Raw genomic sequence first — 13,796 nt, forward strand, 5'->3', positions numbered from 1 at the left:
CTACCTGTCGTCCCCGCTACGCGCGCACCAGCGGAGCCAGCGCCTCGCCGAGCGCCGTAACGACGCCGGGCACGTGGCCGTTGAGCGGTGCATTCAGCACGACACCGTCGACACCGGCATCCAGAATCGCGGCCTGCACTCGCTCGGCAATGGTATCTGCCGTGCCCACGAAGGCCCGGCTGCGCCGCTCTTCCGGCAGAGCCTGCAGAATCGCGTCGGCCTCCGCCTGGGTCTCGACGACGGCCGCGCTGGCGAGGTAGCTGGTCTTCAGCGTCGCCGGATCGCGGTCGATCTCCTCGCAACGCTGCTTCAGAACCTCGAGCTTGTGCGGCAGATCTTCGATGGCGCAGATGATGTTCATGTGGTCGGCGTAGCGGGCCGCCAAGCGGAACGTCTTGCGCTCGCCCTGCCCGCCCAGCATGATCGGAATGCTCTCGCGGAACCGCGGCACATTCATCGCCCCGTGCGCGCGGTACCACTTGCCGGTCACTTCGGGCCGCTCATCCCGCAGCATGGGGTGGATGATCTGCAGAGCTTCGTCGAGCTTCTCGAACCGCTCGGTGAACGTGTCGAAATCGAACCCGAGCTGGTCGTGCTCAAGCTCGAACCAGCCGGCCCCGAGGCCGAGAATCGCGCGGCCGTGGCTGATCACATCGAGCGTCGTGACGGTCTTGGCGAGCAGGGTCGGGTTGCGGTACGTGTTGCCGGTCACCAGCGTAGAAAGCTGCACGCTGCCGGTCACCACCGCGAGCGCAGCCAGTGTCGAGTACGCCTCGAGCATCGGCTGATCGGGGGTGCCGATGCCGGGCAGCTGGTAGAAGTGATCCATCACGAGAACCGTGTCGAATCCGCTGCGCTCGGCTTCGAGCGCCTGTGCGGCCACGGTGTCGAACAGTGTCTCGACGCCGCCGGGGTAGGTGTAGTTGGGAATCTGATAGCCGAGCGAAATCGTCATGAGCCCACGCTACTCTTCGCGCTGATTCAGCGGCGGCCGTCTCGACGGTGTTCAGGTTGTCGATGCTCGAACGTCATGCTCCGGATGCCCGGCGACGACGCCGAACGACGCGCAACAGCACTCCCCCCAGCACCAACGCAACTCCGGCCACGAGAAACCAGAGAGCGGACTGATCGCCGGTAGCAGCAAGAGCGTGCACGCCTGACGCCTGGTGGGTGCCGGTCGAGGCGTCGCCTGTGGATGCTCCGCCCCCGGCCGAACCGCCATCACCGCCACCGCCCGAATGTCCGCCGCCCGCGACGACGTTGACCCGCACGATCTGCTCGTCGTTGCCGCCCGCCGTGTCGGTGCCGAGGATGACCTCGTGCAATTCGTGAACGCCGGTGGTCGTCGGGGTGTAGGCGAACGACGCGGTCGACTGACCATCGGCGCGCACTCCCTGCATCGTGGTCGTGGCGACGAGCTTGCCCTCCTGGGGTGATCCGTCATAAACGAGCACGTGCTGGTAGTCGGCCGAGTCGGTGTCGGCTCCCGCCCGCACCAGCAGCGTGCTGCGCTGATTCTGCGTGAGAGTCGGAATGGCGGAGTTCTCGTCGAGCGTCAGGTCGTCGGGGCTCGACGTCACCGCACCGGCACCCGTGAGATGCACACCGGCCAGAGCCGTTGCGGTGGCGGCATCCGTCGTCGCCGGCGCAGCCTGCACATTGATGGTGCCGTACCCCTGGTTGTTCTGGCCGCAGGCGAGTGTCTCGGTCTGCCCGGTCATCGGGTCGGTCAGCAGCCCGTTCGCCGAGGTTGCGGAGTCGATCGACGACGCCGGGCAGGTGTCGGAGCCGTTGCCGGCCCACTCGTGCACCTCGGGAATCGCGTTGTTCTTATCGAGTACCACGAACACTCGCCAGTTCTGCGAACCGCCAGCGGCGGTGCCGGCGGCGGTCCACTGCGGGGACGACACGGTCGCCACCGATTGCGGGCCGAGTGAGGCGACGGTCGATTGGCCGATCGGCACGGGCGCTCCGGTCACGTTGAGGCCCAGAGCATCCACGGGTACGGCGTAGAAGTCGACCGTCACGGGGCTCGGAGTCGCGATCAGACTGTAGTTGTGAACCTCCACGTCGAACACGACGGGATCGCCGACCTGCGGCGCCCCGGCGTAGATCGCACCCGAGGTCACCGGAGACGACGGGTCGAGCGGATGCCGCGCAGAGAACCCGCGGATCTGCTGCCGGTCTGAGAGGCCGTTCCACATCGTCTGGCCGAGGTAGTTCGGCAGGTTGTCGTCGTAGGTGAGCACGGTCGAGTACGCGAGGTTGAGCGCCGGATCGGACTGCTGCCCGTAGTGCTGCAACCACCACTCCGAACCGTCGGCGCCGTTGTCGAGGTTGACCGCATAGCCGACCTCTGGAGTGCCGCTCTGGCTGTAGTAATAGGCGAGGCCGAACTGGTAGCCCTTGTTCGCGTCGACCTCGGGCACGTTCACCTTGAAGCTGCTGGTGTGCGAGCTGGTGTTCGACGAGGTGGTGGTGCCCGTGAACGACGAATCCGTGTTGAAGCCGGCGCTGAGGGTGGTGTCAGTCTGCCCGCCCGCCTCGCCCGGAACTCCGACGGCCGCCTTGATGCCCGCCGTCACCTGGAGGCTCGCGTTCCAGGCCAGGTTCGTCGATTCCGAATCCGATGCCGAAGAACCGTTGGTGAGCCCGATGCTCTGGGCATAGGTGGTGCCTCCGATGTCGATCAACTGGTTGGCGAGCGCGTTCGTGACCGGCGGCCCGAGCGGAGCACCGGTCGAGTCGAGCGGCTGATAGGTGCCGAGGTCGGGTGTCGGCACCGGGCCGCCGGTCTGCGAGATCTGCGGATACGAGATGGCGTTTCCGTTCTGCCATTCGGGCTGGTACCAGTCGAACGATTTACCCGACCCCGAGACGGGGTCGATGGAGCCGGGAATGACGACATCCCAGTAGCCGTAACAACCGGCCGTGCAACTCGCCGACGACGTCGTGTTGTAACCGTCGCGACTCAGCACGGGATAGCGGTAGACGCTGAGATTCTGAATCTGGCCGTTCACGATGTCGTCGTCTTGAGTCGCCTGAGTCACCGACGTCGTCTGCGTGCTCGTGCTGCTCGCAGTCGAGTCCGAACTCGAACCCCACTTGAAACCCAGGCTCGCCTTCACCCCGACACTCTCTGAACCGCCGTCGATATCGGGAATGCCCTCGGTGACGGTCTCGGTCGTCTGCGCGCTCGCCGAGACGCCGTAATTCGTGCTCGACGTCTGCTCGTTCGACGAGGTGTAACTCGACGTCGATGAGTTGCCGAGCTGCACGTAGAAGTCCTGATTTCGTGACACGTTCTGAAAGGCGCCGTTCAGCCAGTCGGAATGCGCGGGCGGCTGCCCGGCCACCAGGGTCGTCGATACCAGCTGCTGAACGGTGAAGACCACCGGCGGCCCCACCACCAGGCTGTCACCGCTGCGATCGAACGCCGTCAGAGCGTACACTCCCGAACCGGGCACGGTGAAGGTGTTGCTCGTCGGCGACGGCGACCCGGGTTGCACGAGCGAAATCGTGGCGGTGCCGCTCGACGGTGTGCCGGAGTAGGTCGACACGGCGATTCCCCAGGTGGCGGCTTGCGCGGCTCCGCCGCCCTCGGCGAATCCGCCCACGGCCAACGAGAGTCCCGGCGTCTGCAGGGGCGATGCCTCGTTCAGCTTGATCGGATCACCCGACGAGGTGAGCACGCGGTCGACCGACTCGGTGGCCGCCTGCGTCGGCGGAGCGTAGGCGAACACGTCGAGATACGACCCAGACGCGGTCTGCCACGCGAGGGCAAGCTGCCGCACGGCGGCGCCCGCTTGCGGGCCGGCGAACGCTCCCGTCGCGAGCGCCAGAGTGCTGTGCTGCCCCTCGGCCGGCTGCACCACCGCCTCCGACGAAACCTGCTCGTCGAGCACGTGATCGACCCCGAAGCTCGGGGTCAGAAACACGTAATGCAGTACCGGTTGCTGCGTGCTGGGGTCGACCGCCGCGTAGGCCAAATCGGGCGTGCCGTCGTTGTTGAAGTCCCACGTCGCCGCGCCGACCGATACGTCGGCCGTCGATGTGCCGAACCCGAGCGACACCGGGCCGGCCACGACGTCGAGGCTGGTACCGCCCGACGCGGGCGTTCTGTAACGCAGGAATTCCGCACTGACGGCACCCTGGGCATCGGTGTAGGTGACGATCAGTTCGGGAATGCTGTCTCCGTCGACATCGGCCGCCTTCACGGTGATCGGGCCGGGCCCGGCGCTCGGGAGGGTCGACGAGGGCGCGGTGACCACGAGCGGGCCCGGGCCGACGTTGTAGTCGAGCACCCGAACCTGCAGTGCTCCGCTCGAATCGGCGTAGGCGACCGCCGCTTCGTCACGCGGCAGACCGTCGGCCGCCGTGACCTGGTTGAGGTCTGCGGCCACGAGGTCGAACGCCGGGTTCAGGGTCGCGGGCAGGCTACCCGCCGCAGACCACGAGGGCGGAATCGCCGACGGCTGGATGAGCCTGTTGAACCGCCAGCTGTTCGTGATTCCCGGCGTGGGTGTTGCCAGAACGAGATTCGCGAACGAGTTGTCGAGGGTCAGGTCGAGGCCGGTCGACACATTACGCAAGAAGCAATAGGTGCCCGACGAGTCGGCGGAGGTCACGGGCATCCAGACCTGCGCCGCGTTCGAGGCGTCGCAGAAGTCGACGCCGACAGGCGACCCGGCGGTGCTGCCGAACGGGGTGAGGCACGTGCCGTCTGCTCGGCTGGCGAAACGCACGAGTTGCTGCCCGCCCTGTGTTCCGGCATCGAGCACCGACCACTGCTCGATGGGTGCGGGCGACGTCGACTGAATGTCGCTCACAGCGATCTGCGACCCCATCGGCTCTGACAGCTCGGCTGCGGTGTTCGTGACGACCTGATCGGACTCCTGCTTCTTGAGCAGCATCGTCTGGCCCACCGGAAGCGGTTCGAGAAAGTCTTCGCCGATCGTGTTCCAATCGGCGTTCTGCCACTCGGCAGAATCGTTCGTCGACGACAGCTGGATGACCGGGTCATCCGGCCCCGCAGAAGTAGCCTGCAGAGCGAGGGTGCGCTCGGCGAACGGCGACGTGAAGTGGCCGGCCACCGACACTCCCTGTGTCGTGAGCGGCGCTCGACCCGCACGGGCCGGAGACGTCGACGGGTCACCCCCGACGGTCTGCACCGTCGTGTTGCTCGGGTCGGTCTGAGCCCAGGTCTGCGACCCGGTCGTCGTATTGGTGAGTAGAAGCTGGTCGGAGGGCAGAATGGTGCGCTCCCCGTTCATGGCGTCGACAGGCACCGTCGCCTGCGGAGCAGTGGTGTCGACGTGCGTGACAGCCCCCGGTGCGTTCGCCTGGGCCACCGACGGAACCGCTAGCGCGATCAACACGGCGCCGGCAGCGATGACGACTCCCCCGAGCATCCGGTGACGGTCGGCCCCTCGGCCATCGGCACTTCGGCGGCCGGCACTTCGGCGGCCGGCCCCTTGCGCGCGATGTGCGCCCCCACGTCTGAGCATGCTGGTCTTTCTCATCGGCCCTCACACCCGCCGCGTTGCAGGTGCACGCGTCGCCGTGTCTCCCCCGGTGACCGCTCCCTCAGTTTCAACGATGCCGCCGCCGTGAGTCAAGAAGCAACCCGCCTCGCGGGCGTCGGCGACTTCTCCACAACCACCGTCGCTGTTCCTTCCTGGGGTGACTTCGTCAGCGCCGCCTATGTGCGACGTCTCGACCGCAGACTCACGACCATCGCACCGACGATCAGCGCGACGGCGGCCACTCCGAGCGCGATGATCGACGGCGCCGCGACGTATCCGGTCGCCGCCAGAGCTGCTGATGCGGCGGGTGCGGCCGTGGCAGCAGCAGCCGCGGGCACTGGGGTTGCGTTCGGGGTCTGCGCGGGTGTCGGCGTCGGCGTGGGGGTCGGGATGCTCGCTGCAACACTCACGGTGCCGAGCACGTTGTACCCCTCGGCCGCGTTCCAGGTGCCGGAGTTCGCGAACTGCACGGCGTAGGAGGGGTCGTCGCGGAGCGTGTCGGAGGCATCGGGAAGCCAGAGTGCTGCACTGTACTCGCCGACGGCGAGATCGGCCGGCATGGTGACATCTTCATCGATGGTCGAACTCGAACCAGCGGCCCAGCTCCGGGGATCGGCTACGAGCGGAATGCGATACTTTCCGCTTGCGCCGTCGAGCACGAGATAAGCGGCGCGCGGGTGGACGATCGAGGCCCAGCCCACGTTCGCGAGTGCGATGGTCACGTGCTCGGTCGCGTCGGGGGCGACGGTCGCGGGCAGTTCGGCGCTCGTCAGCTGCAGCCGGTACCCCAGATCATTCGTGATCTGTTCCCAGCATCCGCCCTCGACATAGTCCGAATTGGCGGTCTCCTTGGGATTCATGCTGCCGTTGAGGTAGGTGAAATGCATGTTGGGCAGCTCAGGGGCGTCGGCTAGCAAAGGGAAGGGGGTCGTGTCACCCGGATCCGGGCTGCCGGTCACAGCGACCGGGCAGGTCGAGCGCTCGCTGCTTCTGCAGGCATTGCCGCCGATGATGTGGCTCTCCCCGAGAACCCCGATGTCTGCCTTCAGCTTCGAGATCTCAGCCTGGTCGGCCTTGGGTTCGTTCGTCAGGTTGGTCACCCAGGTTCCCTCGTCCGAGGGTGACAACGAGGCGTAGCAGTCCTGGTAGTCGGTGAACCGGCTGGAGGCGTCGGACCACGTGATCGACGGGCCCTGAACGCCGTACACGGCGGGGTCGATCACGTCATACGGATGACGCAGCGCGATCTGCTTGTCGGCCGGCAGGTTCTCGAGCAGCGCGGCGATCACCTTCTCTTTGTTGCCCGGCGCCAGCAGCTGATGCGCCGAGCAGTGCCACTCGCCCCATTCGCCGATCATCCCGGCATCGAATCCCATGATCGCGTCATCGTTGTGAGCGAGCGTGCCCTTCAGCTCGCTCAAGTGCGTCTGTACCCACGCGAGGGTGGTGTCGACGTTCGACGGAACCTGATCGACGGGGTAGACCTTGGTCGGATCCAGGCAGCTCGTGAGGTACTTCGTGCCGTTCGGGCCGGCGTTGGGATCGAAGTCCGGGCTGTACGTGATGTGCACCCACCCCTTGAGACCGTATTTTCGCAGCCCGTCGAACGCCGCCTGAATGCTCAGCTGCAGCGTGGTATCGATGACCCGTGTGCGGTAGTCCGAGAGATCGATGCCGAAGTGCACGATAGTCTGGCCGTTCTTGGCCACGTTGGCGAGCCGCGAATCCGTCATGTCCCAGGTCGAGTTGAACGAGGTATACAGCCCGCGCTCGGGGTTTTTGATGTCGGCGTCGGAGGCTTGATAGGTGTAGGTGAGCCGGCTGTCCGAGGTCTGTGTGGGGTCGTCGACGCTCCCCCCGACGGCCGCCATCGCCGGCGTCGCGAGACCGATCACGATCGCCGCGACCGTGATGACGAGAGAGGCCGTCACCATGGTGCGATGATTCCCGCCACCGGTACCCCCGGCGCGCCGCCTGCGTGAAATCAGCACATCTTCCCCCTCGTGAAGCCCGACCGCCCTCAGCATGGCACGGCCGCGTCTGCCCGCCACTAGGAGTTTCTCCTAGCCGCGAAGCTCCTCGGGCGACGACGCCGGCGACGAGGGGCGGTCGACATCGATGATGAGGCCGTCGGCGATGGCCTGCGTGCGCATGGCGACCTTGGCCGAGATGTCGATTCCCGCCTCCCGGTACTTCGAGCGGATGCGCTTGAGGTCGGACTTGGCGGTGTGCTCGGTGATGCGCAGTGCGGCGGCGATGCGCTTCGCCGACTCGCCCGAGCTGTAGAGCGCCATGACTTGCCGCTCTCGCAGCGAGAGTTCGGGCATCCCTGCCACCGCGTCGAGCTGTGCGGCGAGCTTCGGCGACACGAACCGCTCGCCGCAAACGGCTGCGCGCACGGCCAGCACGATGGTCTCGGCCCCTTCGCTCTTCACGAGGTAGCCCTTCGCCCCGGCCGCGAGCGCCTCACGCACCACGGCCGGGTCGGAGTACGTGCTCATCACCACGGTTGCGACGCCGGCGGTGTCGAGAGCGCGCAGTTTCACCGAGACCGGCAGGTCGTCTTTGAGGTCGAGATCAAGCAGCACCGCGTCGACCGGAAACTCCGGATGCGCTAGCAGATCGGTCCACGAGGCGACAGCGGCGACGAGCGTGATGTCGTCGGCGGCACCCTTCATCCACTCGGTCAGGGCGGCGAGCAGCATGCGGTGGTCGTCGACGATCGCGAGCCGGATGCCCGGGCTGGCGGTTTCTGTCATATGTTCATACTCGTGACCCGACTCCCGTCGCGCATCGGTGCGCTGCCGTGATACCTCTCGAAGCGACGGCCTCTGCCGAGCGGCCCGGCCTCGCTGTGGTGTGTGCGCGTCGCTTCGGGGTGATCTTCGCCCTCTCGGCGGCGCTCAACCTCATTCTGCCCGAGTTCGCCCGCGTCCCGGCATTCGCCCCCGCGCTCGTCGGGCTGGCGCTCGTCATTCTCGGGTTCTCGCTGGTGCCGCTTCGAGGCACAACCACGTGGATCGTGCTCGTCTATGCGGCCGGACTCGCGACCCTGGCGACGTTTCTGCTGCCCGGCTCGGGAGTCGACGACCCGTCGACACTAGCGACCGTCACGGCGGTCTCCTCTCTCACCGTTCCCTCCCTGCTCGTAGCCGTCGCGGGGCGCCGGGGCATGACAATTCGCGCCCTCGTCTCGATAGCGACGCTCGCCGCGGTACCCGTCGCGGTGCTCGCGGCTCTCGCCACGGCGCCGTACGGGCGGGCCCTGTTCGTCGTGATCGCCATCGTCGGCGGCTGGGCGGCTCTCACCGGCGCAGGAATCTGGCTGACGGCCAGCGAGCGGCGAGCGGATGCGGGCGTGCAACGCCTGAAGCAGGGCTTCGCCGCCGAACGCCGCTTCACCGAGGCCGAAGCCGAGCTGCGATTCGGTGCACGGATGATGCACGACACCGTTCTCGCAACGCTCACGCTCGTGGCCGGCGAGGGCAAAGGAGTGCGCCCCGACGCGCTGCGAGCGCAAGCGGCCGCCGACAGCGCGCTGCTCGAGCGGCTGAGAACGCACGGAACGCACGGAACGCACGACGCTGCCCGCGGCGCCGTGCCCTCGCCATCCGGCTCATCCGCAGCGCCCGGCGCAGTCGGGATGCTCGACGGTGCTGGCGCGCTGGCGGCACCCCGGGCATCCGGTGCCCCGCCGAGCCCCGAGGCAGGGGCCGAACTCGCGTCGCCGTGGGCCGCAGTCGACGACTGGGGGTTCGCTCACGGCTTCGACATCGACTGGCACGGTGCACGCGGCGTCGACGCCCCGTTCACCCAACAGGATGCCCTCGTGCGAGCCGTCGCCGAATGCCTCGAGAATGTGCGGCGGCACTCGGGGCAGCGGCGTGCCGAGGTCACCATCACCCGCGAGACCGCACGGATGAGGGCCGTGGTCACCGATACCGGCGTCGGGTTCGAACCCGGCTCGGTGCCGAGCGGCCGGCTCGGCCTGACCCAGTCGGTGGAGGCGCGCATCCGCTCGGTCGGCGGTACGACGCGCGTGTTCTCCTCACCCGGGCGCGGCACGACGGTGCTGCTCGAGGTGCCCCGATGAGCAGCACTCTGGAGCAACTGCTCGCAGCCCACCGCGGCGGCCCTGCCGCGCTCGACCGGCTTCGCGCCCGCATTCGCCGCGACCGCTCGGTGAGCGCCGGTTACCTGGGGCTCGCCTTCACCGCCCTCGCCGGATTCGTGCTCGCGCGAGGCCTGGCGTCGCTCGCCTGGTCGTGGTCGGATCAGCCGGGCCGCTGGCTCTCGCTCGTCGCCTGGGCGCTCATCGTGCTCGCCTTCGCCACTGCCGTGCTGGCCGCCCGGATGAGCGGCGGAGTGCTTCCGGCCCGCTTCTCGCACCTCGTGCTGGCTGCCGGTGTGCTGGCGGTCGTCGCCGACCTCTGGTCGTTCGCGCTCGGCGACGGATCTGCTTCGCTGTACCCGACGGCGCCCATCGGCCTCGGCGCGTGCCTGTTCGTCTGCCTGCCGTATCAGCCGCTGCGGCGCAGCGTCGTCGGCGCGGGCATCCTCGCGGCGACCGGAGTCGTCACGGTTACGCTCGGCTGGTCCATCGATGCGTCAAGTCTGTCGACCGTCGTGACGGCCTTTCTGCTCGGTCTCACTCCGGTGGCCGCAGGTATCTCCATGATCCATGCCACCGACCGGCACCTCGCGACGCGAATCGACCAGGCGGTCACCGAGAGCCTCTTCGCGGTGCCGGCGCTCGGGCACAGCGTGCTCGCCGTCTCCGATCTGCGCCGCCTCGACGCCGACTCCGAACGCCTGCTCACCGAGGTGGCGCACCTGCCCGCCGACCAGCCGATCGACGCTTCGATGGCAACCGCCGCCGGTGTGCTCGGCGACGCCCTGCGGCACGCGCTCACTCTCGACCACACGCAGACCTGGCTGCAGATCGCCGTGGGCGAATCGGATGCCCTCACCCGCGCCGTGCGCATCGACGACCCCTTGGCACTCGCGGCGCGACTCGACCCCGAGCGCCGGCGCACCCTGCTGGCCCTCGTCTGGCTGTGCGTGGCCACGGCGCCTGCCGCGTCGGCCGCGATCGCGACGGGCGCCACGAGCGGAGCGCCCGTCGCGCAGCCGACCTTGCAACTGACCTTCATCGACTCTCCGGCCGCAGTGGTGTTCACCCTGGTCAGCACCCACCGGCAGCCCATCGACCCAGCGGTGTGGCCGATGTTCGTGCAACTCGGCCGGCACACGGCCGACCTCGCGGCAGGACGGATGCTCGTGGCTATCGAGCTCGACTGACCCTGCCCCGAGCATCCTGAGCCCCCAGACGCCGAACCGCAGACCCCAAAGGGGGGTACTGCTCGCGTATACAGGCACCCGCGCCGCGTGCCACTCTGCAGACCATGAGCACCCGATCTTCCGCGCCCGCGCCGCTGCGCCGCGTGCTGCGCGCCGTGGCTATCGCCGCCTGCGCCGCCGTCATCGCTACGGGCGGCAGCATCGCCGCTGCGGAGTCGGCCGCTGCATCCGTTCCCAGCGCTGCCGAGGCATCCACCCTGACCGCACCCGCGGCATCGGCGCCTACCGCAACCGCGGCATCGGCCAGCACCGTCGCCGCCCCCGCCGCCCCCACGGCTGCGGTGAACACGATCAACGTACTGAAAGACATACAGATTCAGGTGCGCAACGCCCCCGACAGCTGGGGCCAGCGCCACGATGCGCGGTTCACCATCGGTGTCGCCGCCGACGGCCGCGTGAAGTTCGAAATCGACGGGAGCTGCCTCGACACCTGGTCACTCGATGGTTTTCCCGAATTGCGCACCTTCGCCGTGCCCGATGACTGCCGTGAAGACCCGTCGCAGTACTTCTACCTCGTGCCCTCCAGCCCGACTCCGGTCGCCGGCCCGACACCCGATCACGAGGCCGCCCGAGACAACGACCAATGGTTCGCCATCGTGAGCTCCAGCGGCAAGGAGTGCCTGAGCAGCAAGGAGGGCGGGCTGTTCCCGGCGAACGGATCACTGCCTGACGACATTCCCCAGAACTTCGCCCAGCAGAAGAAATGCGACCCAGCCGACCCGAAGCAGCAGTTTCGCGTGGCCGACGAGTACTGGGAAGACAACGTGCCGGCGCGCTGGACGGCCATTCTCAACACCGCGATAACCTACGCCACGCAGCAGTGCGGCAGCACGACACAGTCGACCCCCGAGAACGCTCCCTGCCTCGTGAAATTCGCCAACGACCCGCAGCAGGAGTGGCTCATCCCCGGCCGTGGCCGCGCGCTCACCATGGGAACCGCCGGTACGGTGTTGCTGGGCTGCGGCACGGGAGCCGACAAGAATCTGCCCAAACAGACGAACCTCACCGGGAGGGACGAGTCGATCACTGTCGGCAGCACCGCCGGTTACGACCACACCGTGCAGTGGGGCGCGGGCCTCGGCATCAAGGTCAGCGTCGAGGCGAAAAATAGTTACAGCGACATCATGTCGGTGACCTACGGCGGCGAATTCAGCATCAACGGCAGCTTCGTCGACACCCGCCAAGACCATGTCGGCAACTCGCAGTCGTACACCCAGACTGTCGCCGACGGCATGACGCTCATGAACGTCTGGCAGGCAGATACGGTGAACCTCACGGGCACCTGGAAGCTCGACATCGGTACGCCTGCCGTGCGGCCCGGTGCCATGGCCTGGACCATTCCCGCCAGCAGCACGCTGCCCATCACCGGCGGCCTCACCAACACCGCGATCGCGACCCGCTCGAACAAGTCGTGCACCGCCACCCCGGCGTCGACGAACACGCAGCGCCCCTGGATCGTCTCCGGCACCAACACCTGCGCCACCCCGCCGACCCCCACGCAGACCAGCTCCGGCATGGTCGACACCGTGCTGACAGCCTGCCCCGGCACCTGGACGACCGGCGCCGATTCCACCGCCCGCGTCTACAGCTACGAGTGGTACACCAAGCCGGCCGGCTCGACCGCTGAGACGCCTATACCGAATGAGACGGGGCCGACTCTGCGGGTCATCCCGTCGTTGTACAAAGCAGGTCAAGACCTCTACGTGGGCGTCAACGTGCGTGAAGAGGGGCCCACAACCCGTCTTGAGTCGGCGCCCGTTCGCGCCGATCTCGAGGCGCTTGTCGTCGCCCGCACCGGCACGGCGCCCGACCGGTTCGCCACGAACTTCACGGGATGGCTTCCCGACGCACACACCAGAATGCCGTACTCGCAGAAACTCGTCACGTCTCCCGGCACCAGGATGAACCTCACGACCAACCAGTCGGCCCTCCGCGGACTCACAATGTCGCCCGACGGCCTGCTCTCGGGCACGCCCACCTCGACGGGTGAGGTGACGTTCACCGTCACCGACACTCCCGGCGACGGCGGCCCGGTCACGACGCGCGACTTCACGCTGCGGGTCTTCGACCGCGACCCGACCGCGCTCGGTGTGGCATCGACTTCTCTCACTGCGACCGTGGGCACTCCGTTCTCGGCGGCGCTCCTCGCCGACCCGGCCGCGGGGCAGACCGCGGCCGTGGCTCCCACGCTGGTGGGCGACATCGCCGGCGGCCTCGCCTTCGACCCGGCCACGGGCATCCTGTCAGGCACCCCGACCGAAGACGGCGTCACGCTGCTCACTCTCGTGACCCCCGAGTTCTCTCAAACGTTCACTCTGACGACGACGGATGTCGCGACCGTACTCAGCACGGCGCCCCTGCCCTCAGCGACGGTCGGTGTGCCCTACTCGGCAGCGACCGCCGTCTCGCTCGGCACCGACGTGCAGATCGGACGCCTTCCTGCCGTGCAGCCCGGAGAGAACGGCGTTCCCCTCGACACCGACCCCGCCGCGCCGGCCGGCCAGCCCCGCGTTCCGTCGCTGCTCGGCCTGACCCTCGACGCCGCCACGGGCCAACTGAGTGGCACCCCCACTGAGGCGGGCACCGTGGTGATCGCTGTCGCGAACCTGACGGATGCCTCGACCCCGGCCCAGCTGAAGACGCTGACGGTCGCTGCGGCAGCTTCGACATCGACTCCCCCGGCCGGGTCGTCAACTCCGGCTCCAGCTGCCGCCTCGAAGCCCAGCCACCTCGCCGCGACTGGTTGGAGCGCCGGACTCGCGGTGCCCTTCGGTGTCGCCGTGCTCCTCCTCGGCGCGCTCCTCTTTGCGCTCCGGCGTCGCAGCCGACTGCGCTGAGCTTCGAGAATGCCCAGAAGCACTCCCGTCTCCCAGGCAATTCCCGAGAGACCGCCGCCGGCGAGAACCAGTG

7 protein-coding genes are annotated in these 13,796 nt (G+C 68.0%); 3 read left to right on the plus strand and 4 right to left on the minus strand.

Features of this window, described 5'->3' with window-relative positions:
• Nucleotides 1-16: 16 nt before the first annotated feature.
• From LQ955_RS10850 to LQ955_RS10865, 4 genes are all read right to left on the minus strand, one after another.
• The gene (locus LQ955_RS10850; protein WP_231024561.1) at nt 17-955 is read right to left on the minus strand and encodes an LLM class F420-dependent oxidoreductase; all 939 of its coding nucleotides are present in this window, start codon (nt 953-955) and stop codon (nt 17-19) included.
• A 73-nt stretch (nt 956-1,028) separates the two neighbouring features.
• On the minus strand, nt 1,029-5,411 hold the full coding sequence (locus LQ955_RS10855) for an LPXTG cell wall anchor domain-containing protein (RefSeq protein WP_231024562.1): 4,383 nt from the start codon (nt 5,409-5,411) through the stop codon (nt 1,029-1,031).
• A gap of 290 nt (nt 5,412-5,701) precedes the next feature.
• Complete coding sequence (locus LQ955_RS10860) at nt 5,702-7,459, minus strand: DUF4832 domain-containing protein (RefSeq protein WP_231024563.1); 1,758 nt, start codon at nt 7,457-7,459, stop codon at nt 5,702-5,704.
• 129 nt (nt 7,460-7,588) lie between these two features.
• Nucleotides 7,589-8,284, minus strand: a complete 696-nt coding sequence (locus LQ955_RS10865; RefSeq protein WP_231024564.1) for a response regulator transcription factor — start codon at nt 8,282-8,284, stop codon at nt 7,589-7,591.
• Nucleotides 8,285-8,331: 47 nt separating this feature from the next.
• On the opposite strand from LQ955_RS10865, the gene LQ955_RS10870 reads away from it, so the two are divergent.
• The 3 genes from LQ955_RS10870 (at nt 8,332) to LQ955_RS10880 (ending at nt 13,723) form a co-directional block, all read left to right on the plus strand.
• Nucleotides 8,332-9,618 (plus strand): sensor histidine kinase, encoded by a 1,287-nt coding sequence (locus LQ955_RS10870; protein ID WP_231024565.1) that lies wholly within the window; start codon nt 8,332-8,334, stop codon nt 9,616-9,618.
• A complete protein-coding gene (locus LQ955_RS10875; protein WP_231024566.1) occupies nt 9,615-10,826 on the plus strand; it encodes a hypothetical protein in 1,212 nt (403 codons plus the stop codon). Before LQ955_RS10870 ends, LQ955_RS10875 begins: the two co-directional genes overlap by 4 nt.
• A gap of 104 nt (nt 10,827-10,930) precedes the next feature.
• A complete protein-coding gene (locus tag LQ955_RS10880) occupies nt 10,931-13,723 on the plus strand; it encodes a putative Ig domain-containing protein (protein ID WP_231024567.1) in 2,793 nt (930 codons plus the stop codon).
• Nucleotides 13,724-13,796: the final 73 nt, after the last annotated feature.

It is taken from the genome of Subtercola endophyticus (assembly GCF_021044565.1).
GTDB lineage: Bacteria > Actinomycetota > Actinomycetes > Actinomycetales > Microbacteriaceae > Subtercola > Subtercola endophyticus.

Bases quoted from the DNA above. Each gene is read 5' to 3' on its own strand.
- LQ955_RS10850 (WP_231024561.1), bottom strand. From the start codon at position 955: ATGACGATTTCGCTCGGCTATCAGATTCCCAACTACACCTACCCCGGC.
- LQ955_RS10855 (WP_231024562.1), bottom strand. From the start codon at position 5,411: ATGCTCGGGGGAGTCGTCATCGCTGCCGGCGCCGTGTTGATCGCGCTA.
- LQ955_RS10860 (WP_231024563.1), bottom strand. From the start codon at position 7,459: ATGGTGACGGCCTCTCTCGTCATCACGGTCGCGGCGATCGTGATCGGT.
- LQ955_RS10865 (WP_231024564.1), bottom strand. From the start codon at position 8,284: ATGACAGAAACCGCCAGCCCGGGCATCCGGCTCGCGATCGTCGACGAC.
- LQ955_RS10875 (WP_231024566.1), top strand. From the start codon at position 9,615: ATGAGCAGCACTCTGGAGCAACTGCTCGCAGCCCACCGCGGCGGCCCT.
- LQ955_RS10880 (WP_231024567.1), top strand. From the start codon at position 10,931: ATGAGCACCCGATCTTCCGCGCCCGCGCCGCTGCGCCGCGTGCTGCGC.